This window comes from Streptomyces sp. B1I3, from assembly GCF_030816615.1.
Classification (GTDB): domain Bacteria; phylum Actinomycetota; class Actinomycetes; order Streptomycetales; family Streptomycetaceae; genus Streptomyces.
The window spans coordinates 5,955,921-5,980,874 of sequence record NZ_JAUSYD010000001.1 but is presented as its reverse complement, the minus strand read 5'-3'; the positions used below and the strand labels follow the sequence as shown (position 1 = coordinate 5,980,874).

General features: G+C 74.7%; 22 protein-coding genes. 8 read left to right on the top strand and 14 right to left on the bottom strand.

The window, feature by feature from the left end; genetic code table 11:
• Positions 1-200: 200 nt before the first annotated feature.
• Genes QFZ58_RS27170 through QFZ58_RS27140 form a run of 7 tightly spaced genes read left to right on the top strand, consistent with a single transcriptional unit; the run spans position 201 to position 8,344 of the window.
• Positions 201-1,544, top strand: coding sequence for an ADP-ribosylglycohydrolase family protein (locus tag QFZ58_RS27170; RefSeq protein WP_307127528.1), 1,344 nt, complete (start codon positions 201-203; stop codon positions 1,542-1,544).
• On the top strand, positions 1,541-2,947 hold the full coding sequence (locus tag QFZ58_RS27165) for an ADP-ribosylglycohydrolase family protein (RefSeq protein WP_307127527.1): 1,407 nt from the start codon (positions 1,541-1,543) through the stop codon (positions 2,945-2,947). Before QFZ58_RS27170 ends, QFZ58_RS27165 begins: the two co-directional genes overlap by 4 nt.
• Positions 2,883-4,076, top strand: a complete 1,194-nt coding sequence (locus tag QFZ58_RS27160; RefSeq protein WP_307127526.1) for an ADP-ribosylglycohydrolase family protein — start codon at positions 2,883-2,885, stop codon at positions 4,074-4,076. Before QFZ58_RS27165 ends, QFZ58_RS27160 begins: the two co-directional genes overlap by 65 nt.
• The gene (locus QFZ58_RS27155) at positions 4,073-5,440 is read left to right on the top strand and encodes an ADP-ribosylglycohydrolase family protein (protein WP_307127525.1); all 1,368 of its coding nucleotides are present in this window, start codon (positions 4,073-4,075) and stop codon (positions 5,438-5,440) included. Before QFZ58_RS27160 ends, QFZ58_RS27155 begins: the two co-directional genes overlap by 4 nt.
• Entirely contained in the window at positions 5,437-6,321 is an 885-nt protein-coding gene (gene rbsK / locus QFZ58_RS27150) for a ribokinase (protein ID WP_307127524.1), read from the top strand. The genes QFZ58_RS27155 and rbsK overlap by 4 nt, the downstream gene beginning before the upstream one ends.
• Complete coding sequence (locus QFZ58_RS27145) at positions 6,318-7,514, top strand: CaiB/BaiF CoA-transferase family protein (RefSeq protein ID WP_307127523.1); 1,197 nt, start codon at positions 6,318-6,320, stop codon at positions 7,512-7,514. The genes rbsK and QFZ58_RS27145 overlap by 4 nt, the downstream gene beginning before the upstream one ends.
• Positions 7,511-8,344 carry a CoA ester lyase gene (locus QFZ58_RS27140; protein ID WP_307127522.1) on the top strand — a complete coding sequence of 278 codons (834 nt, stop codon included), beginning with the start codon at positions 7,511-7,513 and terminating at the stop codon, positions 8,342-8,344. Before QFZ58_RS27145 ends, QFZ58_RS27140 begins: the two co-directional genes overlap by 4 nt.
• 154 nt (positions 8,345-8,498) lie before the next feature.
• Here QFZ58_RS27140 and lgt read toward each other — a convergent pair whose 3' ends face one another.
• From lgt to hisI, 11 genes are all read right to left on the bottom strand, one after another.
• Positions 8,499-9,458, bottom strand: a complete 960-nt coding sequence (gene lgt / locus QFZ58_RS27135) for a prolipoprotein diacylglyceryl transferase (protein ID WP_307127521.1) — start codon at positions 9,456-9,458, stop codon at positions 8,499-8,501.
• A gap of 289 nt (positions 9,459-9,747) precedes the next feature.
• Positions 9,748-10,572, bottom strand: coding sequence for a thioredoxin domain-containing protein (locus tag QFZ58_RS27130; RefSeq protein WP_307127520.1), 825 nt, complete (start codon positions 10,570-10,572; stop codon positions 9,748-9,750).
• A 74-nt stretch (positions 10,573-10,646) separates the two neighbouring features.
• The gene (gene trpA, locus QFZ58_RS27125) at positions 10,647-11,474 is read right to left on the bottom strand and encodes a tryptophan synthase subunit alpha (RefSeq protein WP_307127519.1); all 828 of its coding nucleotides are present in this window, start codon (positions 11,472-11,474) and stop codon (positions 10,647-10,649) included.
• Positions 11,471-12,739 (bottom strand): tryptophan synthase subunit beta, encoded by a 1,269-nt coding sequence (gene trpB, locus QFZ58_RS27120; RefSeq protein ID WP_307127518.1) that lies wholly within the window; start codon positions 12,737-12,739, stop codon positions 11,471-11,473. Before trpB ends, trpA begins: the two co-directional genes overlap by 4 nt.
• Positions 12,740-12,884: 145 nt before the next feature.
• On the bottom strand, positions 12,885-13,100 hold the full coding sequence (gene trpM / locus QFZ58_RS27115) for a tryptophan biosynthesis modulator TrpM (RefSeq protein WP_307127517.1): 216 nt from the start codon (positions 13,098-13,100) through the stop codon (positions 12,885-12,887).
• A gap of 9 nt (positions 13,101-13,109) precedes the next feature.
• Entirely contained in the window at positions 13,110-13,919 is an 810-nt protein-coding gene (trpC, locus tag QFZ58_RS27110) for an indole-3-glycerol phosphate synthase TrpC (RefSeq protein WP_307127516.1), read from the bottom strand.
• Positions 13,920-14,034: 115 nt separating this feature from the next.
• Positions 14,035-14,559: a DUF2752 domain-containing protein gene (locus QFZ58_RS27105; RefSeq protein ID WP_307127515.1), complete on the bottom strand. Its 525-nt coding sequence runs from the start codon at positions 14,557-14,559 to the stop codon at positions 14,035-14,037.
• An 80-nt stretch (positions 14,560-14,639) separates the two neighbouring features.
• Positions 14,640-14,891: an HGxxPAAW family protein gene (locus QFZ58_RS27100; RefSeq protein ID WP_307127514.1), complete on the bottom strand. Its 252-nt coding sequence runs from the start codon at positions 14,889-14,891 to the stop codon at positions 14,640-14,642.
• 94 nt (positions 14,892-14,985) lie between these two features.
• A complete protein-coding gene (locus QFZ58_RS27095; RefSeq protein ID WP_307127513.1) occupies positions 14,986-15,645 on the bottom strand; it encodes a TIGR02234 family membrane protein in 660 nt (219 codons plus the stop codon).
• Positions 15,646-15,920: 275 nt separating this feature from the next.
• The gene (locus QFZ58_RS27090) at positions 15,921-17,414 is read right to left on the bottom strand and encodes an anthranilate synthase component I (protein WP_307127512.1); all 1,494 of its coding nucleotides are present in this window, start codon (positions 17,412-17,414) and stop codon (positions 15,921-15,923) included.
• A gap of 11 nt (positions 17,415-17,425) precedes the next feature.
• On the bottom strand, positions 17,426-17,806 hold the full coding sequence (gene hisI, locus QFZ58_RS27085) for a phosphoribosyl-AMP cyclohydrolase (protein ID WP_307127511.1): 381 nt from the start codon (positions 17,804-17,806) through the stop codon (positions 17,426-17,428).
• A gap of 84 nt (positions 17,807-17,890) precedes the next feature.
• Between hisI and QFZ58_RS27080 the strand changes: the two genes are divergently transcribed.
• Positions 17,891-18,523: a TIGR03085 family metal-binding protein gene (locus tag QFZ58_RS27080; protein WP_307127510.1), complete on the top strand. Its 633-nt coding sequence runs from the start codon at positions 17,891-17,893 to the stop codon at positions 18,521-18,523.
• 40 nt (positions 18,524-18,563) lie between these two features.
• Here the strand turns inward: QFZ58_RS27080 and QFZ58_RS27075 are convergent, their stop codons facing one another.
• From QFZ58_RS27075 to QFZ58_RS27065, 3 genes are all read right to left on the bottom strand, one after another.
• Positions 18,564-20,165 (bottom strand): cation acetate symporter, encoded by a 1,602-nt coding sequence (locus QFZ58_RS27075; protein ID WP_307127509.1) that lies wholly within the window; start codon positions 20,163-20,165, stop codon positions 18,564-18,566.
• Between the two features lie 301 nt (positions 20,166-20,466).
• Positions 20,467-21,861 carry a helix-turn-helix domain-containing protein gene (locus QFZ58_RS27070; RefSeq protein WP_307127508.1) on the bottom strand — a complete coding sequence of 465 codons (1,395 nt, stop codon included), beginning with the start codon at positions 21,859-21,861 and terminating at the stop codon, positions 20,467-20,469.
• 227 nt (positions 21,862-22,088) lie between these two features.
• Positions 22,089-24,839, bottom strand: coding sequence for a LuxR C-terminal-related transcriptional regulator (locus QFZ58_RS27065; RefSeq protein ID WP_373428594.1), 2,751 nt, complete (start codon positions 24,837-24,839; stop codon positions 22,089-22,091).
• Positions 24,840-24,954: the final 115 nt, after the last annotated feature.

Genomic DNA, 24,954 nt, shown 5'->3' with positions numbered 1-24,954 from the left:
GCCCCCGTTCAACACCCTCGAAAGTACGCACGAAAAACGCCTCCCGCCAGCAAGGAAGGCCGTACTTACCTGCCTCGGGAGCTGCCCGGGCCGCGTCAGCCGTGTGGCCGCTTTCTCGCCGGAACCGGCTCGCGCGGGGCCTCGCGTGGAACGGATCGCACAGGCGGTGAACCGCCCGGTGCGAGCGAAGGGTCGACGCGATGGAGCTGAGGGCGGGCAGTCCGGTGGAGCCACCGACGGGCAGCGGGCCGGGTGGCAGGGCCGACCGGGCGCGGGGCGCTCTGCTGGGGCTCGCGGTGGGGGACGCGCTCGGCGCCCCGGCGGAGAACCTGCGCCCGTCCGAGATCCGCCGCCGGTGGGGCCGGATCGAGGGCTTCGTCAGCGACGACCCGGCGGGGACGGACGACACCGAGTACGCGATCTTCTCGGGGCTGCTGCTGGCGCGGCACGGTTCGGCTCTGACGGTCTCCCACGTGGAGCGGGCCTGGCACCACTGGATCGCCGACCTGGACGAGGGCCCGTTCCGGGGGGCGGGTTTCAGCGAGCGCGGCACGCTGGAGAACCTGCGCAGGGGCCTGGCCGCACCGATCTCGGCGCAGCACCGGCACGCGTGGAGCGACGGGCTCGCGATGCGGGCCGCACCGTTCGGCGTCTTCGCTGCGGGCCGGCCCGCGGAGGCGGCCCGGCTGGTGGCCGTCGACGGGCGGGTCAGCCATGAGGGCGAGGGCATCTACGGAGGTCAGGCGGTCGCGGCGGGGGTGGCCGCCGCGATGGTGGGGGCCGGGCCGGCGTCGGTGATCGCCGCCGCGCTCTCGGTCGTACCGATGGACTCGTGGACGGCCCGCTCGCTGCGGCGGGCGGTGACGGCCGCGCAGCGCTCGTACCCGGACCGGCTGACGGCGGAGCGGGCGGTGCGCTCCGCGGTGGTGATCGGCGGCTATCCGTGGACGGACCTGGCCCCGGAGGCGGTGGGCCTGGCCTTCGGGGCCTTCACGGCGGCGCGCGGCGACTTCCGCGCGGCGGTGCTGACGGCCGTGAACATGGGGCGGGACGCCGACACCACGGCCGCGGTGGCCGGCGCGCTGGCCGGCGCCCTGCACGGGGCGTCGGCCATCCCGCGCGCATGGGCGTCGGCGATCGGCCCGGTCCGGGGCAGCTGTCTGCCGTCCATGCGGGGCCACCACGTGCTGGACATCGCGGAACTGCTGACTCCGGACGACACCGAGCCGCCACCGGGGGCCCCGCCCCGGTCCGGCGACCCCTCCGCCGTCACGTCCCAGGACGGGGAGAGGCCCGGCACCGGGGAGTCCGGCACGGCAGGGCCCGGTCCGGGGGAAGCCGGCGCACGGGAGTCCGCCGGGGAGGAACCGTCGCGGAGGCCGCCCTCACCGGCCGGCATGCCGGAAGGGCGGCCGGCTCTCTCCTTCGTCCGGTACGAGCCGCCGGGCGGCGAGGGCGGCCCGCCCCGGCGGAGGCCCGGGGTCCCGCCGTCCGCCATGCCAGCCGGCGGGCCGGCCGCCGGCGACCGGGAGACCGCACGATGACCGCGGCCCCCCGGCCCGCCGGCCGCCCGTCTCCCGCCCCGGAGGCCCCCCTCACCCGCTCCACCGGCTCACCGGGCGCCGCTCCCACCCCCCTCGGTCTCCGCATCACCGCCGAACCGGCCGACCGCCCCCCGCCCGGCCGCACGGCCGGGACGGAGCGCGGGACGGAGGCCGCACCCGGTGGACGGCGGCGCCCCTCCCCCGGCCGGCAGGCGCGGATCGAGGGGTTGCTGCTCGGGCTGGCGGCCGGGGACGCCGCCGGCTGGCCCGCCGCCCGGCACCGGGCGGCGCGGATGCCCGAGTGGACCCGGCGGCTGACCCGGGAACTGGACACCTTCGCGGAGCAGAACGCGACGACCACGCTCCCCGTGCCCATCGCCCTCAACCAGCCGCCCGAGCCGCTGCGGCTCGGCCCGTCCGACGACGCCGAGTGGGCCGCGTTCGCCGCCCGGACCGTGCTGGCCGCCGCCGCCGACCACGCGCCCGGGCTCTCCCCAGGCCACCGGATGCGGGACGCGATCGACCGTTCGTGGAACGCCCTGGCCGCCGAGGTCGCCGCCGCCAGCGCCCGGGCTCCCGAGGTGGAGTCCGCCGTCCTGCCGCTCCGGGCCCGGATCTCCGTGCGGGCCGGGCTCGGAAATCTGGCGGCCGGGCTGCGTCCTCCGGCCACCGGGCACGACAATCCGCACTACTTCGACGACGCGGCCTGCGTCAGGGCAGCCGTCCTCGCGGTCACGCACCCCGGTGATCCCACGGCCGCCGCCGGGCTCGCCGAGTTCGACGCCCGGTACACCCAGGACGGCGACGGCGTGCACGGCGCCCGCGCCGTCGCCGCCGCGATCGCCGTGGCCCTGGCCGGGGCGGACATCGACACCATGGTGAACGCGGCGCTCGACCGGCTCCCCGACGGCACCGAGATCGCCCGCAACGCCGTGCACGCGGTGCGTCTGGCACGGGAGTTCGGGGACGAGGCGGCGGGCGCGTTCGCCCTCGTCCCCGTGCTGGAGCACCAGATCGTCGACCACGTCTACAGCTACGGCATCGCCGCCGCGGAGACCGTGCCGGTCGCCCTCGCGCTGGCCACCGCCGCGCGGGGCGACATCGCCCAGGCCGTCCCCGCGGCGGCCTGCCTGTCCCGGGTCGCCGACTCCGCACCCGCACTCGCCGGGGCGCTGACCGGCGCGCTGGGTGGGATCGACACCGTCCCCGCGGGCTGGCGGGAGGCCTGCCGCACGTTGGCGGGATGCGCGCTGCCCCGGTTCGCCGGCACCGATCTCATGGAACTCGCCGGGCTTCTGGCAGCCACGGAACCGGCCACTCCGGGTGGACAATTCCGTCATGACACCCAAACCGCCCGCATCGTCCACGGCAGGCACGACCACCACGGCACTCACTCTCGATGACCGCATCACCGGCGCGCTCGTCGGCGCGGCCGTCGGTGACGCGCTCGGCGGACCCGTCGAAGGCTGGACCCCGGAGCAGATCGCCGAGCGCCACGGCGGCCGGGTGACCGGCGTCGTCGGCCCCTGGCACGGGGACGACTGGCGGACCGCGCGCCCCATCGCCCCGTACCACAAGGGCGACGGGCACGTCACCGACGACACCCTCATGACGCACGCGCTGGTCCGGGTCTACGGCGCGGTCCGCGACCACCTCGACGCGTACTCCGTGGCGGACCACCTCGTACCGGACCTGATGTCCCGTCCCCGCTGGATCCCCGAGCTGGAGGCGGAGGCGCTCCCCCTGCAGCGGATCTTCCTCGCCGAGAAGTGGATCGTCACGCGCCTGCACTACGGGCACGCCGATCCCCGTGAGGCGGGGTCCGGGAACATCGTCAACTGCGGGGCGGCGATGTACATGGCCCCGGTGGGCCTGGTGAACGCCGCCCACCCCGAGGCCGCGTACGCGGAGGCACTGGACGTGGCGGGGGCCCATCAGTCCTCGTACGGACGGGAGGCGGCCGGGGTGCTCGCCGCGGGCGTCGCCGCCGCCTGCGCCCCGGGTGCCACACCCGCCTCCGTCGTCGGGACCTGCCTGGCGCTCGCCAAGGACGGCACCCGCTCGGCGATCGAGGCGGTGTGCGAGACGGCGGGGCGCTACTCGGACTTCGAGTCGGCGCTGGCCCCGCTGCGCGCCGCCGTGGCCCCGTTCGACACCGTCGGCCCGCACTACCGCGACCCCTCGCTCGGCGCCCGCCGCCCGTCCCGGCTGCACTCCGTCGAGGAGCTGCCGATCGCGCTCGGCATGCTGCTCGTCGGCGGGGGCGACTACCGGCTCTCGGTGCTCGGTTCGGTCAACTACGGGCGCGACTGCGACTCGATCGCCACGATGAGCGGCGCCCTCGCGGGCGCCCTCCACGGGGAGCAGGCGATCCCCGAGGCCTGGGCGAAGACGGTGGCCGAGGCCAGCCGGCTCGACCTGCACGCCCCGGCGCGGACGCTGACGGAGGTCGCCCGCGAGATCTTCGCACGGGACACGGCCCGGCGCCGCTCGCACGAAGCGGCGTTCGCCTCGCTGGCGGGCGAGCGGTGACCGTACGGCTGACATGGGTCCAGCCCGAGGACCTGGTGGGGCACGAACTGCGGCAGGCGGCGCAGGACGGCCGGGACGCCGGGGACATCGAGCGGCGCTGGTACGCGGCCGGCGGCGCCCCCGCCCCGGAGCGCGCGGGCGCTTCCCGGCCTCCCGCGCCGCGCGGGCTGCGCGTGCTCGCCGGGCAGTTGCTCGACGAACTGGGCGGACGGGAGAGCCCGTTGGCGGGCGACGAGCCGACCGCCCTGTCCGCGATCCGGGCCGCCTGCCCACGCTGGCCGGCGCCCCGCACCCGGGCCGTGTCCCTCGGGCCCGAGCGTCTGCACGCCGCCTGGCTCGGCCGGGCCGCCGGCTGTCTGCTCGGCAAACCCGTCGAGAAGCTGCCGCTCGCCGGCATCCGCGCCCTGGCCCGTGCCACCGGCAACTGGCCGCTCACCACCTGGTTCACCGCACGGGGGCTGCCCGCCGGACTTGCCGCCGCGTACCCGTGGAACCGCCGCTCGGCGCCCACCTCACTCGCCGAGAACATCGACGGCATGCCCGAGGACGACGACCTCAACTACCCGCTGCTGACCTTGCGGTTGCTCCAGCGGTACGGGCACGGGTTCAGCACGGCCGATCTCGCCCGGCTCTGGCTCGACGAACTCCCGGCGGGCCGTGTCTTCACCGCCGAGCGCATCGCGTACCGCAATCTCCTCGACGGCATCGAACCGCCGGACAGCGCCCGCCACCGCAACCCGTTCCGCGAGTGGATCGGCGCCCAGATCAGGGCCGACGTGCACGGCTGGACGCATCCCGCGGACCCGGCCGCCGCCGCCGCGCAGGCCCACCGGGACGCGGTGCTCACCCACACGGCCAACGGGGTGTACGGGGCGATGTTCACGGCCGCCGCACTCGCCGAGGCGGCCGGGGGCGAGACGGACGTCCACGGCTGCCTGGCGGCCGGGCTGCGCGTGGTGCCGCCGCGCTCCCGGTACGCGCGCGCGGTGCGCCTCGGCATCGGGACGGCGCGCGGTGAACCGGACTTCGACGTGGTCGTGGACCGGCTCCACGCCGCCTACGCGTCCACCCACCACTGGGTGCACGTCCTGCCCAACGCGGCGCTGCTGGCCGCCGCCCTCACCCACGCGGACGGTGACTTCGGCCGCTCCATCCGCTGCGCGGTGTCCGGCGGCTGGGACACCGATTCCAACGGTGCCACGGCGGGATCGCTCGCGGGCCTGCTGGCCGGACGGCCCTCCGCGCTGCCCGACCACTGGACCGCGCCCCTCAAGAACCGCCTCTCCACATCCGTTCCCGGCTTCGACGCCATCGGCTTCGACACCCTCGCCGAACTGACCTACCAGGAGGTACGCCGCCCATGACTGCGATCGCGGTGCTCGGCAGCACCAACATGGACCTCGTCGCCTACGTCCCCAGGGCACCCGGGCGCGGGGAGACCGTCACCGGGCGGGAGTTCCGGACCGTCCCCGGTGGCAAGGGCGCCAACCAGGCCGTCGCCGCGGCGCGCGCGGGCGGTGACGTGGTGATGATCGGCGCCGTCGGGACGGACGAGTACGGTTCGCGGCTCCGGGCGAATCTGGAGCACGCGGGCGTGGACACGGACCTGCTGCACACCGCCGCCGGTCCCAGTGGCACCGCTCACATCGTCGTCGACGACGAGGGCACCAACGCGATCGTGGTGATCCCGGGCGCCAACGGCACCGTGACCGGGCTCGGCCCGGGCGAGAACGCGGCCGTCGCCGCGGCGGACCTGCTTCTGCTCCAGCTGGAGCTGCCGCTCTCCGCCGTCACCGAAGCGGCCCGGAGCGCCCGGGCCCGGGGGGTGCGGACGATCCTCACCCCTTCCCCCGTACAGCCCTTGCCGTCCGGACTCCTGGACTGCGTCGACCTGCTGGTCCCGAACGAGCACGAGGCCGCCGCGCTCACCGGGTGCGAGGACCCGTACGCGGCGGCAAGAACGCTTCTCCTCCAGGTCCCGCAGGTAGTGATCACACTCGGCCGGAAGGGCTGCCTGTACGCGGCCAGGGGTGGTGAGCCGGTCCTGTTCCCCGCCCCCGAGGTCACGGCCGTCGACACGACCGGGGCCGGGGACACCTTCGTCGGCACGCTGGCCGTGGCCCTCGGCGAGGGCCGCTCCGTACCCGAGGCACTCGCCTGGGCGTCGTCGGCCGCCGCCCTCTGCGTGCAGAAGCCGGGCGCGTCGACGTCGATGCCGTACCGAAGCGAGATCGATGCCGCATGAGCACGACGACAGCTCCTCTGTCCGGCCTGCGGGTGCTGGACCTCGCCACGCTGTTCGCCGGGCCTCTCGCGGCCACCATGCTGGGCGACTTCGGGGCCGAGGTGATCAAGGTCGAACACCCCCGCAAGCCCGACCCCTCGCGCGGGCACGGCCCCGCGAAGGACGGCATCGGCCTGTGGTGGAAACTTCTCGGCCGCAACAAGCGCACGCTGACGCTCGACCTGTCCAGCCCGGGCGGGCGGGACCTGCTGCTGCGCCTGGCCGAGGAGACCGATGTGATCATCGAGAACTTCCGGCCCGGGACCCTCGAACGCTGGGGCGTGGGCTGGGAGGAGCTGCACGCCGTCAATCCCCGCCTGGTGCTGGCCAGGGTCACGGGCTTCGGCCAGTCCGGGCCGTACGCCCACCGGCCCGGCTTCGGCACGCTCGCCGAGGCGATGAGCGGCTTCGCCGCCGTCACCGGGGAGCCGGACGGTCCGCCGACCCTGCCGCCGTTCGGACTCGCCGACTCGATCGCGGCCCTCGCCACGGCGTACGCGGTGATGACGGCCCTGTCGGGGCGCGACCTCACGGGGCTCGGGCAGGTGGTCGACCTGGCGATCATCGAGCCGATCCTGACGGTGCTGGGGCCCCAGCCGCTCTGGTACGACCAGCTCGGCTACGTCCAGCCGCGCACGGGCAACCGCTCCCGCAACAACGCCCCGCGCAACACCTACCGGACCTGTGACGGTCACTGGGTGGCCGTCTCCACCTCGGCCCAGTCGGTCGCCGAGCGCGTCATGCGGCTGGTGGGCCGCCCGGAGCTGATCGAGGAGCCCTGGTTCGCGACCGGGACCACGCGCGCCGAGCACGCGGACGAGCTCGACGACGCCGTGGGCCACTGGATCGCCCGACGCACCCGGGAGGACGTGGTGTCGGCGTTCGACAAGGCGGAGGCGGCCGTCGCGCCGATCCAGGACGTACGGGACGTGATGGAGGATCCCCAGTACCGGGCGCTGGGCACGATCACCGAGATCGACGATCCGGAGCTGGGGCCGCTGAGGATGCAGAACGTGCTCTTCCGGCTCTCCCGGACACCGGGGTCGATCCGCTGGGCGGGCCGGCCGCACGGGGCGGACACGGACGAGATCCTGACGGAGCTGGGCCTGTCGGCGCCGAGGATCGCGGCGCTGCGGGCCGAGGGCGCGTTGTGAACGCGAGCGTACGAAACCCGCGGCCGCCCGCACTGACCTGGCTCTACGCCCCCGGGGACCGGCCGGACGTGGTCCGTAAGGCGCTCGGCTCGGGCGCGGACGTGGTGATCGTCGACCTGGAGGACGCGGTGGCCCGGGACCGCAAGGAGTACGCCCGGGCGGCGACCGCGGAGCTCCTCGCGGATCCGGTCACGGCGGACCCGCTGGCCGTGCCGGTCCATGTGCGGGTGCACGGCGAGCAGGACGTGAAGGCCCTGGTGGGGCTGCCGGGGCTGTCCGGGTTCCGGCTGCCCAAGATCACGCATGCGGCGTCCGTGCACCATGTGGCGGCACTGGCGCCGGGGGTGCCGCTGTATCCGCTGCTGGAGTCGGCGCTCGCGATCGAGCACGCCTACTCGATCGCCGGGGCGCATCACGCCGTACGGGGCATCGCGCTGGGCGAGGCGGACCTGCGGGCCGATCTGGGCGTACGGGAGGAGGCCGGGCTCGACTGGCCCCGCAGCCGGGCGGTGGTCGCCGCCCGGGCGGCCGGGCTCGACCCGCCCGTCATGTCGGTCTTCCCGGACATCCGGGACCTGCCGGGGCTGCGGTCGTCGTGTGCGCGGGGACGGGGGCTGGGGCTGCTCGGCCGGGCGGCCATCCATCCCCGGCAGCTGCCCGTCATCGAGCAGGCGTTCAGGCCCACGGCGCGGGAGGTCGAGGCGGCGGAGCAGATCCTGGAGGCGTCGCGGACGCAGGCGGGGGCCCAGGCGCTGCCCGACGGGAGGTTCGTGGACGCGGCGGTGGTGGCGACGGCGGAGCGGACCCTGACGCTGGCGCGGCGGAGCTGAGGAGAGGCCGGAGCATGGCGAGAGCGGAGCTGAGCTGAGAAGAGGCCGGAGCAGAACGAGAGCGGAGCTGAGCTGAGGAGAGGCCGGGCAAGGCGAGAAGGGGGCCGCCCGGCCTGTGTGGTCGGGCGGCCCCCTTCGTCGGGTTCCTGGTGCGTCAGCTCTGGTCGGCCTTCTGCGGGGCCCCGTCGTCCTCGGGATCCTTCGCCTCCGCGTCGGCGGTGTCCGAGTCCGGGGCGTCCGCGCCGGCCTCGGCCTCGGCGGGCTTCCCGGTGTCCGGCTCGGCGCCCTCGGCCGGCTCCGCGGCGTGGGGTTCGACGACCTCCTCGCGGCCGGGACGCACCTTGGCCGAGATCACGATGTACGTCACCGCCAGGACGAAGACGATGACGGCGGTCCACACGTTGAGCCGGAGGCCCAGCACGTGGTGCGCCTCGTCGACGCGCATGTACTCGATCCACGCACGGCCCGTGCAGTAGGCCGCGACGTACAGCGCGAACGCCCGGCCGTGCCCGAGCCTGAAGCGGCGGTCGGCCCAGATGACGAGCAGGGCGACGCCGACGCACCACAGGGACTCGTACAGGAACGTCGGGTGGTAGGTGCCCGCCACCCGGTTCGTGCCCTCGCTGATCTTCAGCGCCCACGGCACGTCCGTCAGCCTGCCGTACAGCTCCTGGTTGAACCAGTTGCCCCAGCGGCCGATCGCCTGCGCGAAGGCGATCCCGGGGGCCAGCGCGTCGGCCCAGGCGGGCAGCGGGATCCCACGGCGGCGGCAGCCGATCCAGGCACCGACCGCGCCGAGCGCGATGGCGCCCCAGATACCGAGTCCGCCCTCCCAGATCTTGAAGGCGTCCACCCAGTCCTCACCGTCGCTGAAGTACAGCTGGTAGTCGGTGATGACGTGGTAGAGCCTGCCGCCGACAAGGCCGAAGGGCACGGCCCACACGGCGATGTCGGCGACGGTGCCGGCGCGGCCGCCTCTGGCGATCCAGCGCTTGTTGCCGAACCAGACGGCGACGAAGACACCGATGATGATGCAGAACGCATAGCCGCGGAGCGGGATCGGGCCGAGCTCGATCACCCCGGTCGACGGGCTGGGAATGGAGGCAAGGTTCATGACGAGGTCGACGCTACCCTGCCGGACAGGACGTGCGGCAAGCCGTGGGGCAACTTCTGGGTAACGAGCCCCGGGTCCGCGCCCCCGACGGGCGCCGGGGCCGTGTCCGCGAGGTCCCGCGTGGCCCACGGCACCTGGCACGCGCGCTCACCGCGTCGCCACGTCGCCACGTCGCCGGAGCCGATCGGAGACGTCCGGTACGAGGGCGATCCTCCGCCTTGCGCTCGCACGCACCGGACGCCGCGGGCCCACGCCCTCCGGATGCGCGCCGGGACTCCGCGGACGCGGCCTAGGAGGCCGAGGGCGTCGCTGTGACCGTGCCCGGCTTCCTGCCCTTGTTCGCCTCGGCCACCCACTTCTCGAGGTGGGCGACGGAGATCTCCTCGTCCCCCTTCTTCGGGAAGATCGACTCCCCGTTGAGCAGGGCGGTCGGTGTCCCCTGGAATCCCCCCGAGGTGAAGGCCTTGCTGGACTTCTCGACCCAGCTGTCGTGCGTGCCGTCCTGGACACAGCTGCGGAAGGCGGCGGTGTCCAGACCGTCCACCTTGCCGGCCAGCTCGATCAGCTTGCCGTTGTCGCCGAAGGCGTCGTCGCTCTCGGCGGGCTGGTTGCGGTAGAGGACGTCGTGGTACGGGGCGAATCTGCCGACGTCCTGGGCGCAGGCCGCCGCGTTGGCCGCCCGCAGAGATCCGTCACCGCCGAGGTTGCCGTCGATGATCGTGGCCAGGTGGTACTCCACCTTGATGCGGCCGCTGTCCGCCAGCTCGGCGATCGTGCCCCGGAAGGCGTTCTCGAACTGGGCGCAGACCGGGCAGCGGAAGTCCTCCCAGATCGTGAGCGTGGACGGGGCGTCGTCGGCTCCGACCTGGATGGCGAGTCCGTCCTTGCCGGTCGCCCCGGACGGGGTGACGGCCGGCCCGGCGTCGCTGTCCTCGTCGTTCTTGCCCGCGTTGGCGGCGATCAGGCCGATCACGGCGGCCAGGGCCAGGACGCCCACCACCGCGGTCGAGACGATCAGCGTGCGGCGGCGGCGCTCCCTGGCCCGGTCCTGCTCACGCTGCTGGACGAGCCGGTCACGCGCGGTTCTCTTTCGCTCTTCGTTCTTCTCGCTCACACCGCGCAAACGAACCGGGGAGGCGCGTGAGCGCCTCCCCGGTCCCAGGTCCACCCATACGGATGACGCCGTTGTCAGCGCTTTCGAACGCCTTCGGCCAGTTCGCCCGCCAGGGCGCGGACGGCGGTGAGACCGGCCTCCTCGTCCGGGGCGTCGAGCATCCGCTTGACGAAGGCCGAACCGACGATCACGCCGTCGGCGAAGCCCGCGACCTGCTGGGCGTGTTCGGCCGTGGAGACGCCGATGCCGACGCAGACCGGGAGGTCGGTGGTGGCGCGGGTACGCCGGACCAGGTCCTGGGCCTGCTCCCCGACCGATTCACGGGTGCCGGTGACCCCCATCAGGGAGGAGGCGTACACGAAGCCGGAACCCGCCGCCGTGATGGTGGCGAGACGCTCGTCCTTGCTGCTCGGCGCGACGACGAAGACGGTGGCGAGACCGTGCTTCTCGGCGTGCTCGCGCCAGAGAGCGGACTCCTGGACCGGCAGGTCGGGCAGGATGCACCCGGCGCCACCGGCCGCGGCGAGCTCGGCGGTGAAGCGCTCGACGCCGTACCGGTCGATGGGGTTCCAGTACGTCATGACGAGGATCGGGACGCCCGTCGCCTCGTACGCCTCGCGGACCGTGCGCATGATGTCGGCGATCCTGACGCCGCCCCGCAGCGCGATGTCGTCGGCGGTCTGGATGACCGGCCCGTCGAGAACCGGGTCGCTGTGCGGGAGCCCCACCTCGACGATGTCGGCGCCCCCCGCCACGGCCGCCTTGACCGCCTCGATGCCGGCGTCGACGGTGGGGAAGCCGCCGGGGAGGTAGACGATGAGCGCGGCCCTGTCCTCGGAGCGCGCTCGTGCGAACGTCTCGCCCAGCAGGCCGATGGTGCCGGTGTGCGTACCGGTGGTCATGACTGGGGCTCCCCCTCCGCGTCGGCGGCGACCTCGCCGTCGATGTCGTACAGCCCGAAGTAGCGGGCCGCCGTGTCCATGTCCTTGTCGCCACGGCCGGAGAGGTTGATCAGGATCAGCCCTTCCTTGCCGAGCTCCTGCCCGACCTCCAGCGCCCCGGCCAGCGCGTGCGCGCTCTCGATGGCCGGGATGATCCCCTCGGTGCGGGAGAGCAGGCGCAGCGCCTGCATGGCGGCGTCGTCGGTGACCGCGCGGTACTCGCCGCGGCCGACGTCCTTGAGGTAGGCGTGCTCCGGGCCGATGCCCGGGTAGTCCAGGCCGGCCGAGATCGAGTACGGCTCGGTGATCTGGCCCTCGTCGTCCTGCAGGACGTAGGAGCGTGAGCCGTGCAGGATGCCGGGTTCGCCCGCGGTCAGGGTCGCCGCGTGCTCGCCGGTCTCCACGCCGTGTCCGGCGGGCTCGCAGCCGATGAGCCGGACTCCCGCGTCCGGGATGAAGGCGTGGAAGAGGCCGATGGCGTTGGAACCGCCGCCGACACAGGCGACCGCGGCGTCGGGCAGCCGGCCGGTGCGCTCGAGCAGCTGGCGGCGGGCCTCGACCCCGATCACCCGGTGGAAGTCGCGGACCATGGCCGGGAACGGGTGGGGGCCCGCGACCGTGCCGAAGAGGTAGTGCGTGCGGTCCACGTTGGCGACCCAGTCGCGGAACGCCTCGTTGATGGCGTCCTTGAGCGTCCGGGAGCCGGACTTCACGGCGATGACCTCGGCGCCGAGCATCCGCATCCGCGCCACGTTCAGCGCCTGCCGCTCGGTGTCGATCTCGCCCATGTAGATGGTGCACTCGAGTCCGAAGAGGGCGCAGGCGGTCGCCGTGGCGACACCGTGCTGGCCCGCGCCGGTCTCGGCGATGACCCGGGTCTTGCCCATGCGCCTGGTGAGGAGCGCCTGGCCCAGCACGTTGTTGATCTTGTGCGAGCCGGTGTGGTTGAGGTCCTCCCGCTTGAGGAAGACCCGTGCGCCCCCGGCGTGCTCGGCGAAGCGCGGGACCTCGGTCAGCGCGCTGGGCCGGCCGGTGTAGTTGACCATGAGCTCGTTGAGCTCGGCGGCGAAGGCCGGATCGGCCTTGGCCTTGTCGTATTCGACGGCCACCTCGTCCACGGCGGCGACCAGCGCCTCCGGGATGAACTTGCCGCCGAACGCGCCGAAGTACCCCTCGGCGCTGGGAATCAGACCCTCGGGGTCCGGAATGAAGAAGTCGGACGACATATCGACGTACTCCTCGACCTTGCAACGGGTGGGTTCACCGTATGCGCCGTGGGCGGAGCGCCGCGCCGGCCGCGGGGCGGTCGGTGCGGTGGGTCGTGCCGGTGCCTCCGGATGCCCGGAGGGGACGTGCGACGGCCGGGGCTCGCTACGGCGCGGACCCCGTGCGCCATCGCATGCCGTTCACCTGTCCGGGTTCGTCGCCGATGACGTACCGCACCCGCCGGCCGTGCACGCGGCGCGCGGGCGCGCGGCAGCCGCGTGGGCGGCAGCCGCGGGCCAGGGGCGCGTGCGGGTCCCGGGCCGCAGTCCCGGCGGGGCGCAGGCCCGGCCGGACGCGGGACGCGGGACGGTCGGCGGTCATGGGAGGGTCTCAGCCCCGTCCGTGCCGGAGCGCGGGGTGGGTGCCGGCGGCGACCAGGTCGGCGACGGCGGCCCGGGGGTCGCGGCCGGTGACCAGTGACTCGCCCACGAGCACGGCGTCCGCGCCGGCGTTGGCGTAGGCGATCAGGTCGTGCGGGCCGCGGACACCCGACTCGGCGACCTTGACGATGTGGTCGGGGATCTCGGGCGCGACACGTTCGAACGTGGACCGGTCGACCTTGAGGTCCTTGAGGTTGCGCGCGTTCACACCGATGATCTTCGCTCCGGCGTCCACGGCACGCTCCGCCTCCTCCTCGTCGTGCGCCTCGACGAGCGGCGTCAGTCCGATGGACTCGGCGCGCTCGATGAGCGAGACCAGGGCCTCCTGGTCGAGGGCGGCGACGATCAGCAGGGCGAGGTCGGCGCCGTACGCCCGGGCCTCCCACAGCTGGTACGAGGTGACGATGAAGTCCTTGCGCAGGATCGGGATGTCGACCTTGGCGCGGACGGCCTCCAGGTCCGCGAGCGAGCCGCCGAAACGGCGCTCCTCGGTGAGGACGGAGATGACGGACGCACCGCCGGCCTCGTAGTCCGCGGCGAGCGCGGCCGGGTCGGCGATGGCGGCCAGGGCCCCCTTGGAGGGGCTGGAGCGCTTGACCTCGCAGATGACGGTCACGCCCTCGCCGCGCAGGGCGGCGACTCCGTCCTTGGCCTCGGGAGCGCGGGCCGCGCGCTCCTTGAGCTCGTCGAGGCTGACGCGCGCCTGCCGCTCTGCGAGGTCGGCGCGAACGCCGTCGATGATCTCGTCGAGCACACTCACGCGAGCGGCCCCCTTCCGGAAGGATGATGAGGGAACAGGATCAGCCATCACGATGGTAGTCGCAGGATGGCCTCGGGCCCGCATCCGGCTGCAGTACGTCCCACTACCTGGGCGGTCACGGGGCCAGCGCCGAGCCGAACGGCAGGTTCCGGACCACGGAGAAGACGAGCAGGACCGCCCCCATGCCCCACCAGTGGGCGGGCGCGAGACCGATGCGCAGCGGCTCTCCCCGGTTGGCGCGGATCATCCAGAGCAGCCAGACCACGGCGAAGACGGCGTAGCCGACGACGGCCAGGGCGTTGGAACCGAGGGCGGCGACGATGTCGCCGTGGGCGACGTCGTAGGCGCTGCGGAGCCCTCCGCAGCCCGGGCAGAGCACGCCCGTGAGGCGGAGCAGGGGGCAGACCGGGTAGTGACCGGGTTCGTGGGGGTCGGTGGTGGCCACGTAGCCGAAGGCTCCGACGACGACGGCCATGACCGCGACGGGCGTGGCGAGCCGCTTGAGCCGGGAGGCCGGCGCGGGGGCCGCGGGGAACGCGGGCCCGTGACCGGCGGGCGGCCGGTGCTGCGGGCCGGGGTGCCCGGGCGCGTGCGGCACGGGCGCGGGCTCGGGGGCGGCGGGAGATGCTGAGGCGTCCACCCGCCGATTGTCCCCGCTGACGTGAGAAGGCGCAGCCCCGTCCGGGCTGCGCCTCACGTGTCCGTCCACCGGCCCGGTGGTCAGGAAGTGGTCTGGGCCTGTCCGGCCCGGGCCCTGGCCGCGGCCAGTTCGCCGGACTCCTTCGGCATGCCGAGACCGGCCATCTTCATGACGAGACCGACGACCCCGCCGAGGAGGACGACGGCGATGCCGGCCCAGAAGCCGAACGGGTTCGCCGCGACCATGAAGAGGCCCGCGATGCAGAAGCCGATGAAGGAGATGATGACACCGGTCCAGGCGGCCGGGGTGTGTCCGTGGCTGCTGCCCGCCATGAGTTGCTCCTCGTTGGTGTTGCGCTGAAGGTGTCGCTGTTCAAAAAGCTCACTGCCATTGTCCCGTACGTGCCGGTAGGACGTGAGCCTGGGGTCATGCCTCGCGCGTCGGGTCCTCGCCGCGGTCCAGGGCCTTCCACAGGTCCTCGGGCCGGTCGGGGTCCACAGCGGCGGGCGCGGCCTTGCGGGGGCGCGGGGTTCCGTCGCGTTCGTACCGTCCCGACATGGTGGGCCACCGGCTGCCGTAGCGCAGGGCGAGCAGTCCGGCCAGCAGGATCAGCAGCCCTCCGACGGCCGTGACATAGGGCCAGGCGGTGTGGGAGAGGGCCTCGACGGTGGCCGAGGCGTTGCCGGTGGTCTGCGCGGCCTTCTCGTCCAGGGCGGCGCTGTCGGAGGCGCCCGTCCAGGCGCTCAGGCCGACACCGAGGCCGCTGAGGGCCAGGAGCCCGGCGACGATCAGCCGGCCGCCGCCGCGGACGGCGAACACGGCGACGAGGGCGGCCAGGCCGACGACGGCCAGGGCCGCCGGGAGGCCGGTGACGTCCTGGCCGTCCGCGCTCAGCGGCAGGGTGCCGCCACCGACGGAGGCCTTGCCCTCGGCCCAGGTCCGGCCGGAGGCGAGAAGGACGACGGTGGCACCGGCCGCCCCGAGGAGCAGGCCGGCGGCCAGGCTGCGGCGGCTTCCGGCACTGTCGGACGCGGAAGCGGCTCGGGCACGGGGCTGGGGTACGGGGACTGCGCTCACGCCCTCCACTATCCCCTACCGACCCGGACCGGCCGGCAATCGGGGGGCGGGCGGGGAGGAGCGGGGCCCGGTGTGCGGCTGGAGGACCGGGGCCGCGTCGGGGTCCCCGCTCGGGCGGAGCGGGGAGCCCGGAGGCGAGCCGTGGTGACCGACGGCGACGCCGCGGGCGGACGTGCGGGCTCCGCGACGCGGTGCCCGCGGGCGGGCGTGCCGGACGCCGCGACGCGGTGCCCGCGAGCGGACGGCCCGGACTCCGCGACGCGGTCCCCGCGGGCCGGACGGTGTCAGTGGGTCCGGAGCCGGTTCGCCGTGTGCACGGCGCGCAGGACCGCGGCGGCCTTGTTGCGGCACTCGGTGTCCTCGCCGACGGGATCGGAGTCGGCGACGACGCCCGCGCCCGCCTGGACGTACGCGGTTCCGTCGCGGAGCAGGGCCGTCCGGATGGCGATGGCCGTGTCGGAGTCCCCGGCGAAGTCGAGGTAGCCGACGCAACCGCCGTACAGGCCCCGGCGGGTGGGTTCGAGCTCCTCGATGATCTGCAGTGCCCGGGGCTTGGGCGCGCCGGAGAGGGTGCCCGCCGGGAAGCAGGCGGTGAGGACGTCGAAGGCGCTGCGCCCCTCGGCGACGCGTCCGGTGACGGTGGAGACGATGTGCATCACGTGGGAGTACCGCTCGACCGACATGAAGTCGACGACCTCGACGCTGCCGGGTTCGCAGACCCGTCCCAGGTCGTTGCGGCCGAGGTCGACGAGCATCAGGTGCTCGGCGCGCTCCTTGGGGTCGGCGAGGAGTTCGTCGCCGAGCGCCTGGTCCTCCTGGGGGGTGGCGCCGCGGGGCCTGGTCCCGGCGATCGGGTGCACCATGGCCCGGCCGTCCTCGACCTTGACGAGCGCTTCCGGGCTGGAGCCGACGACGTCGAAGCCGTCGAAGCGGAAGAGGTACATGTACGGCGACGGGTTGGTGGCGCGCAGGACCCGGTAGACGTCCAGCGCTCGTGCCGTGCAGGGCGTTTCGAAGCGCTGGGAGGGGACGACCTGGAAGGCCTCGCCGGCCCTGATCCGCTCCTTGATGTCCTCGACGGCGTTCTGGTAGGCCGTGCCGCCCCACAGTGCGGTGTAGGGCGGGAGTTCGGAGGGCGGCAGGACGGCGGGGGTGTTCTCCACCGAGCGGGAGAGGTCCCGCTCCATGGCGTCGAGCCGGGCCACCGCGTCCTCGTACGCCTCGTCGACGCCGGTGTCCAGGTCGTTGTGGTTGATCGCGTTGGCGATCAGCAGGACGGTGCCGTTGCCGTGGTCGAGCACGGCGAGGTCCGAGGTGAGCAGCATCGTCAGTTCGGGCAGCTTCAGGTCGTCGCCGCCGTGCTCGGTGATCTTCTCCAGCCGGCGCACGACGTCGTACCCGAGATAGCCGACCATGCCGCCGGTGAAGGGCGGCAGGCCCTCGTCGCCGACCAGGTCGCGCGGTGTGTGCAGGGTCTCGACGGTGGCGCGCAGGGCCTGCAGCGGATCACCCTCGCGGGGGACGCCGACGGGCGGGGTGCCGAGCCAGTGGGCCTGTCCGTCGAGGGTGGTGAGCGTGGCGGCGCTGCGTACCCCGATGAAGGAGTAGCGGGACCAGGTGCGCCCGTTCTCCGCGGATTCGAGGAGGAACGTGCCGGTGCGTTCCGCCGCGAGCTTGCGGTAGAGCCCCACCGGGGTGTCTCCGTCGGCGAGCAGGCGGCGGCTGACGGGGATGACGCGCCGGTCGACGGCGAGCTTGCGGAAGGTCTCGAGATCCATGGCGGGTGACCTTACTGCGACGGGGCGAGCGGAAGGACGTCCGCGTCGAAGCAGGTGCGGTCGCCCGTGTGGCAGGCGGCACCCGTCTGGTCGACCTTCACCAGGACGGTGTCGGCGTCGCAGTCCAGTGCGACCGACCTGACCTGCTGGACGTGGCCGGAGGTGTCGCCCTTGACCCAGTACTCCCGGCGGCTGCGGGACCAGTAGGTGCAGCGGCCGGTGGTGAGGGTGCGGTGCAGCGCCTCGTCGTCCATCCAGCCGAGCATCAGCACCTCACCCGTGTCGTACTGCTGTGCGATTGCGGGGACCAGTCCATCGGGGCCGCGCTTGAGGCGGGCCGCGATGGCCGGGTCGAGATTGCTGGCGGGCGCGGGGCCGGAGGTGCTGGTCATGCGCCCATTGTGCCGCGCCGGGCGGGGCCCTCCGGGCGCGCGTCCACTGGGCGGACCGCGGGCCGCGGTCGTACGCTGGCGGGCATGTCGACCCATGCGAAGCGTGAACGCCTTCTGCTCGCCGACCTGTTGGAAGCGGCGGGCCCCGAGGCCCTGACCCTGTGCAACGGCTGGAAGACCCGGGACCTGGCCGCCCATGTCGTCGTACGTGAGCGCCGGGCGGACGCGGCGGGCGGACTCGTGCTGGGTGCGCTGAAGAACCGGCTGGAGCGGGTGCAGGCCGAATTCGCCGCGAAACCGTACGAGGAACTGCTCCAGCTCATCCGCACGGGTCCGCCGCGGATGTCCCCCTTCGGCCTGAAGCAGCTGGACGAGGCGGCCAACACCGTCGAGTTCTACATCCACGCCGAGGATGTGCGCCGCGCCCAGCCCGACTGGTCGCGGCGCGAGCTCGATCCGATCTTCGCCGACGTGCTGTGGTCGCGCACCGAGAGGACGGCACGGGTGATGGGCCGCCGGGCACCGGTGGGACTGGTGCTGCGCCGCCCGGACGGCCAGACGGTGGTGGCCCACAAGGGCACCCCGGTGGTGACGGTCACCGGGGAGCCGGGTGAGCTGCTGCTGTTCGCCGCGGGACGGCAGGACGCGGCCCGCGTGGACCTGGACGGCGACAAGGACGCCCTGGCCCGGCTCCGTACGGCCGAGCTCGGCCTGTGACCGGGCCACCCGGGGGCGGTGCACGGCCGGGCCGGACCGCTCAGGAGCCGTCGCCGGCCCGGGCGGGGGCCCGGTGGATCCGGTGACGGGGGCGGCCCCGCCCGGGTCCGGACGCTCGCGGGCCCGACCCGAGCAGGCCCAGGAGGAACCCGGCCGGGATCGTCAGCAACCCGGGTGTCTGCAGCGGGAACACGTAGAAGTCCCACTCCGGGAAGAGCGCGATGGACGTGCCGGAGAACGCCGGTGAGATGACCATCAGGCCCGCGATCAGCGGCAGTGTCCCGTACACCGTCCACCGCACCCCCCGGGCGTCGAAGCCCGGCCGGAAGAGGGCGTGGAGCAGGACGGGGGGCAGGATCGACGCCGCGCAGGCGAACGACAGCGAGAGCAGGATCTGCGGGTTGCGGTCATGTGTGTACGCCGAGAGCAGCACGGCCAGGCCCCCGATCGCGGCGACGGTCCAGCGGGCGCGGCGGATCTCCCGTCCGGAGGCCTTGGCGCCACTGCGATCGGCCGATCTCACCGCGAAGTCACGGGCCAGGGACGAGGCGGCTGCCAGGGTGATCCCGGCCACGGCCGCCAGCGTCGTCGCGAAGGCGGCGCAGGCGACGAGGGCGAACAGCGGGCTGTCCCGTGGGCCGGTGGCGCCCGGGTCCAGCGCTCCCGTCACCAGCAGCAGCGCGGTGCCTCCCGCCGGATCGGCGGCACGCAACGCGTCCCGGCCGATCAGCGCGGACGCGCCGAAGCCGACGACGACGATGCCGGCGCACAGCACGGCGACGGGGGCCACGGCCCAGGCTCCTGCCCGGCGGGCGGTCCAGGCGTCCCGTATCGGGTGCAGCCGCATCATGATGTGCGGCATGCAGGCGGCTCCGAGCACGAGGGTGAGCTGGAAGCCGATCAGGTCGAGCACGCCCGCGAACCCGTGGCCGAACTGCAGCCCGGACCGCGCGTAGTCACCCCCGGCCTTGCTGCCTACCCGGGCGGCGTCGAAGAGGGCGGACGGGGACCAGCCGTAGCGGGCGAGCACGAGCCCCGCGAGCAGGGTGACGGCGGCCAGGACGACGGCGACCTTGAGGATCTGGATGTACCCGGTGCCGCGCATGCCGCCGAACGCGGAGTAGCAGACCATCAGGGCGCCGCTGGCGACCGTACAGCCCGTCAGCGCTCCGTGCGGCAGCCCGAACATCGCCGTCATGACGTGCCCGGCGGTCGTCAGCTGCACGAGCAGCAGCGGGGCGAGCACGGCCAGGGTCGCCACACCGAGGGCCCGGCGCACGGAGTCGTCGGCCAGCCGGTCCGCGAGGAAGTCGCCCAGGGTGAACACGCCCTTGCGGCGCAGGCGTTCGGCGAGGACACGCATGACGAGGGCGAGCGAGGCGACGGTGGCGAGGGCGAACAGCACCCCGTCGAACCCGGCGAGCGCGACGGAGCCGGTCGTCGAGAGAAGTGTGGCCGCGGAGACGTAGTCCCCGGCGATGGCAAGCCCGCCCCCGACGGGGCCGAGTGCGGCGCCGCCGGCGTAGAAGTGCTCCGGATCGTCCTGGTCCGCCGCCGCGAGGCCGCACAACAGCAGGGACACGGCGACGAAGCCGAGGAAGATGACCACGGCCAGCGACCGGGCGTCGACCGCGCCGCTCATCGGATCGGCTCCGCCGGGACGGCTGTGGAAGGGGCAGCTGAGGACATGCGCGCCAGGCCACCAGGTGCGGAACGGCGTGACCAGGGCGCGAACCGGGTACGCGGCGCCCGTACAGCCCGCCCCGCCCGGCCCTGTGCCCCGGCACAGGGCGACGCCCGGCGGGCACGTACCGGCCCCTCACGCGGGCGCTTCCCCCAGCCACACTTCCGGACACCTCCCGCGCCCACCGGCAGGCGCCTCCCGCCCGCCGCACCCGACGCGGCCCGGCTCCCCCGTCGCCCCCAGCCGCCGGCACCCCCGCTCAGCCCGCCAGCAACCGCCGCGCCGTCAGCGCAAGGGACACCTCGACCGCGTCCGACGGGCGCGTCAGGCAGCGTCCCGTCAGCTGCTCGAACCGTCGCAACCGGTTCAGCACCGTGTTGCGGTGGCAGTACAGCCGCGCCCCCGCCCGTTGCGCGGAGCCGTCCGAGTCGAGCCATGCGGTCAGGGTCTCGATGAGCACGTCACGGTCCGCCCGGTCGAGCCGGTCGAGCGGCCCGAGGACCCGGTCGGCGAGCGCGGTGCCGAGCGCGGGAGAGGAGACGACGAGGGCGGTCGGCAGGTGCTCGTCCAGCAGGACGGTGCCACCGGACGCCGGGCAGGCCCGTAGCGCGGTCTCGGCGAGGCGCCGGGCGTCGCCGACCGAGGCGAGCCCCTCGACCACCGAACTGATGCCGACCCTGGTGCCGGGCGGCGCCGTCAGCCCGGCGGCCACCGCGGCGAGTCCGTCCCGCCCGGTGGGCCCGGTCGGCGCCTCGGCGTCGGCGGACGGCGCGCACGGCGCGGGCGCCGCGCCGGCGTCCCTCGCGCACGGAGGCTCCGCGCCGGAACCTCCGGCCGCCCCCGAGGCCCCTCCCGCCCCCAGCGGCAGGATCGCCAGCTCCGCGTCGGCCCCCGCGTGCCAGAGGACAGGCGCCACCGCCCCGAGGTCCACCGGCGGCCGCCCCGCGCCGTGCGGGGCTCGGCGGGCGGTGGCGACGGCCAGCACCGCGTACCGTCCGTGCACCGGAAGCCCGAGCATCGCCGCCGCGTCGGGCAGGTCCGCGATGCGGGCGGTGCCGTCCAGCAGCGCCGCCGTCATCAGGCGCTGCTGGTTCTCGCGCCGCCAGACGAGGCGTCGCTCGGCCTGCCGGTAGGCCTCGGCCACCACCCCGCAGTGCTCGTCGACGAAGTTCCAGACGTCCGCCGCGACGTGGACCAGCAGCCGGATGTCCTCGGGGTGACGCCGGGCGGTCTCGTCGACGAGGTCCTGCCACACCATCGCCCCGCCCATCCGGAAGGCGTGCATGACGGCGTCGAGCGGTACGCCCTGTTCGGCGCGCGTCTCTCCGATCCACCGGGAGGTGCGGTGGGCGGCGTCGCGGTACTCCCGGGGCTGGATCAGGGAGGCGATGTTGTGCCGCAGCGAGTGGTGGACCTCCTGCCAGATCTCGGTGGGTTCGGTCTCGATCGCCGTGCGGTAGGCGGGCTCCTGCTCCCGCAGCGCCTCCACGAGCCGGTCCGTGAGCTCCGGCAGTGCCTCCAGCAGCACGCGGGCCGCCCGGTGGAGCACGGCGACGGCCTCGCGGTCGGCCAGGGACTTGAAGCGGTGCGGCAGCGGTGCGACGGGGGGCGGCCCGTGCAAGGCCCTGATCCGTGAACGTACGACCTGCGGCATGGCGGCCTCCACCGGGAATCGGCCGGCTCCGGACACTCCGGCCCGGTGCGTGCCCGGCCCGGCGTCGGGCAGGCGCACACCGAATGATCCTGACGACCGCAGAATGGCATACCGCCCGGTCGGTACCTAGGGGTGTGCGCGGTTCTTCTCATCACGGTCCTGCAACCTCCCCGTCACACGGAGGCGTCCGTACCCGCCCGGACGCCCGTGCACCGCGGTGAGCCGCTCTACCGGTCCAGCAGCCGGGCGAGTTCGGTGCGGGACCGGATGCCCAGCGCGGCGAAGACGTTGCGCAGGTGGTGGTCGACGGTCCGCGGGCTCACCGAGAGCCGCACGGCCACCTCGCGGTTGGTCGCGCCCTCCGCCACGCAGCGGGCGATCCGTTGCTGCTGCGGAGTCAGTCCGGCCAACGGGTCCCCGCTGCCCTGGTCCGGCACGTCCACCGCCTCCCCGGCCGCCCGCAGCTCCCCGCCCGCCCGGTCGGCCCAGGCCCGGGCGGAGCAGCGCTCGAAGGCGACGAGGGCGTCGCGCAGCGGGCCGCGCGCCTCCCGGGTGCGCCGCCGGCGGCGCAGGGACTGACCGTGGAGCAGCTGGGTGCGGGCGCGCTCGAAGTCGCCCCCGGCGCGGTCGTGGTGGGCCAGGGCCTCCTCGTACCACGCCGCGGCCTCCTCGGGTGGTGCCAGCAGGGCCCGGCAGCGGGCCAGCTGGGCGGGGACCTGGGGGTCGGTGGTTCGCGCGGTCCACAGCGTGAATTCCCGCACGGCGCAAGCGAGTTCCTCCGCCTCGTTGTCTGCGCGACCCGAAAGCACCACTGCCTCGACGTAACAGGGCACGGCCAGCAGCCGGGTGGCGAAGTGCCCCGTCCTCGGTCCGGGTCTCACGAGCGGCCCGAGCCGGGCCGCCGCCTCGCCGGGCCGCCCGGCCGCCAGGTCCGCGCGGGCGACCGCCCAGGTGGCGAGAGTCGCCGCCTGGGTCAGGCCGTGCGGCCCGGCACCCGCGAGGGCCGCGTCGGCGTGGGCGGCGCACGCCTCGGCGGGCCCCTCCACGGAGGCGGAGAGGGCGAGGACGGCGTGCAGATGGGTGGCCGCGTTGGGCTGACCGGTACGCCGGGCCGCGTGCAGCCCCTCGAGGGCGTGGGCCCGCGCCCTGGCATGGCGGCCGACGCGCAGTTCCGCGTAGGCGAGCTGTTCGAGGGCGCGCGGCAGCAGGGCGTCGGGGCCCCGGGTGCGGACGGCGGCCAGTGCCCGCGCACCGGTCCGGCACGCCTCCTCCACCTCGCCGAGCACCAGGGCGGCGGCGCCCGCCCGGAGCAGCTCACCCGGATCGTCGGCGCGGTCGGAGCGGTCCAGGCAGCACCGCAGCAGCGCGTGGCCGCGGTCGGTGTGGCCGCCGAGCACGGCACACATGCCGGCGCGGTACTGGGCCATGGCCCGGTCGGTCGCGACGACGGGGATACGGGTCATGGCGTCGAGGTACGCGATGGCGTCCCCCAGGTCCCAGGCGGCCTCCGCCGCACCGAACAGGGCGTCCAGCGTGCGGTGCGGGTCGTGCGGGGCGAGCAGCGCCGCCGCGGTCAGCAGGGCCTCGCGGGCGTCCGCGGCCGGCCCGTCGCCCAGGGCGAGCATGCCCCGTACGTACGGTGCCCCGCCGCCGGCGGGGTGGGCGCCGACGCGGGCCAGCAGGGCGCGGGCCCTGCCGGTGTCGCCGGCCAGCCTGGCCTGGTCGGCCGCCGCGGTGAAGCGTGCCGCACGCCGGGCGTCGTCGGTGGAGAGCGCGGCGGCGCGGGCGAGCGCGGCGGACCGCTCGGCGTGCGGGCGGGGGGCCACGGCCGCCGCCTCCAGCTGCCCGGCGAGGGCGGCGTCCGGCCCGGGTGCGGCGCAGGCCCGCTGGACGAGGGCGGGGAGCGGGGGTGCGCCGGGGCCGGTGAGCAGCGTGGCGAGCAGTTCGTGTACGGCCCTGCGCCGCCCGGGCGGGGCCCGGTGCAGGACCGCCCGGCGCAGCAGCGGGTGGCTGAAGTGCACGCGGCTGCCCGCACGTTGGAGGGCGCCCGCGCTCCCGGTGGGCGCGAACAGCACCCGGTCGAGGTGGGCGGTGGCCAGCCCGGCGCGGGCCCCGGCCCGCAGGAGCAGGGCGGCGTCCGCGCCGGCTCCCTCCGGTTCGTGCTCCTCCGCCGCCGCGGCCAGCAGGAGCAGGGTGTGGGTGTCCGGCGAGAGCCCGTCGAGGTGGGCCGCGTGGGCGTCGAGGACGCTCTCGGCGCCCGGCAGGGGATACGGCAGCGCGGTACGACCGGCGAGCTGGTCGGGGGTGAGGCGGCCGGCGAGCCCGGTCAGCAGTCGCGGGTTCCCGGCGGCCTCGCGCAGGAGTTCGCTGCGCACGACGGGGTCGACCTCTCCCGCGCCTTCGGTGAGCCGGTCCAGCAGCGCCGCCGTCGCGTCGTCGTCCAGAGGGCCGAGGCGCAGGGCGGGCAGCCCGGCGAAGCCTGTCTCGTCGGCGGCGCCGATCACCACGGCGACCCGGCTGCCGGCGCCCAGCCTGCGGGCGGCGAAGCCGAGCGCGGCCCGGGAGTCGGGGTCCCAGGCGTGTGCGTCGTCCACGCAGACCAGCAGGGGCTGTTCGGCGCCCAGACCCTTCAGCAGGCCGAGGAGGCCGCCCGGAGTGATGCCGGAGCCGAGGATCCGGTCGGGCGCGAGGGGCAGCGGGCCGGTGGCGGAACAGAGCAGGGCGTGCAGTCCGCTGTAGGGCAGCCGTTGTTCGGTGGGGGCCGCGGCGGCGTACAGGACGGGCCCGTCGCGTCTTTCGCGGTAGTCGGTGACCGCCCTGCGCAGGAGGGCGGTGCGGCCGAGACCGGGCGGGGACGTCAGCACGAGCGCTCCGCCGTCCCCCGCCCGCAGTCGGCTCGACAGGGCGTCCAGAACGGCGAGTTCACCGCTGCGGCCGTACAGCCGGAACGGACTGTGCACGGTCGTCGATGGGGTCACGCTTCTCACGTTACTGATACGTAAACAGCGCCGGAAGATGCGCGTCCGCACCGTCCGGCGGGGTGCCCCGTTACGGTGCGGGCTCCCAACGCGGGGCGCCGCGCGCTGTGCGGGA

What these genes read in the sequence shown, in the direction of transcription:
- trpB (WP_307127518.1), bottom strand. Translation starts at nt 12,739, where the DNA reads ATGTCGTCCGACTTCTTCATTCCGGACCCCGAGGGTCTGATTCCCAGC.
- QFZ58_RS27100 (WP_307127514.1), bottom strand. Translation starts at nt 14,891, where the DNA reads ATGGCGGGCAGCAGCCACGGACACACCCCGGCCGCCTGGACCGGTGTC.
- QFZ58_RS27145 (WP_307127523.1), top strand. Translation starts at nt 6,318, where the DNA reads ATGAGCACGACGACAGCTCCTCTGTCCGGCCTGCGGGTGCTGGACCTC.
- hisI (WP_307127511.1), bottom strand. Translation starts at nt 17,806, where the DNA reads ATGACCAGCACCTCCGGCCCCGCGCCCGCCAGCAATCTCGACCCGGCC.
- QFZ58_RS27160 (WP_307127526.1), top strand. Translation starts at nt 2,883, where the DNA reads ATGACACCCAAACCGCCCGCATCGTCCACGGCAGGCACGACCACCACG.
- QFZ58_RS27090 (WP_307127512.1), bottom strand. Translation starts at nt 17,414, where the DNA reads ATGGATCTCGAGACCTTCCGCAAGCTCGCCGTCGACCGGCGCGTCATC.
- QFZ58_RS27080 (WP_307127510.1), top strand. Translation starts at nt 17,891, where the DNA reads ATGTCGACCCATGCGAAGCGTGAACGCCTTCTGCTCGCCGACCTGTTG.
- QFZ58_RS27075 (WP_307127509.1), bottom strand. Translation starts at nt 20,165, where the DNA reads ATGAGCGGCGCGGTCGACGCCCGGTCGCTGGCCGTGGTCATCTTCCTC.
- lgt (WP_307127521.1), bottom strand. Translation starts at nt 9,458, where the DNA reads ATGAACCTTGCCTCCATTCCCAGCCCGTCGACCGGGGTGATCGAGCTC.
- trpA (WP_307127519.1), bottom strand. Translation starts at nt 11,474, where the DNA reads ATGACCACCGGTACGCACACCGGCACCATCGGCCTGCTGGGCGAGACG.
- QFZ58_RS27165 (WP_307127527.1), top strand. Translation starts at nt 1,541, where the DNA reads ATGACCGCGGCCCCCCGGCCCGCCGGCCGCCCGTCTCCCGCCCCGGAG.
- rbsK (WP_307127524.1), top strand. Translation starts at nt 5,437, where the DNA reads ATGACTGCGATCGCGGTGCTCGGCAGCACCAACATGGACCTCGTCGCC.
- QFZ58_RS27170 (WP_307127528.1), top strand. Translation starts at nt 201, where the DNA reads ATGGAGCTGAGGGCGGGCAGTCCGGTGGAGCCACCGACGGGCAGCGGG.
- QFZ58_RS27070 (WP_307127508.1), bottom strand. Translation starts at nt 21,861, where the DNA reads ATGCCGCAGGTCGTACGTTCACGGATCAGGGCCTTGCACGGGCCGCCC.
- trpM (WP_307127517.1), bottom strand. Translation starts at nt 13,100, where the DNA reads ATGACCGCCGACCGTCCCGCGTCCCGCGTCCGGCCGGGCCTGCGCCCC.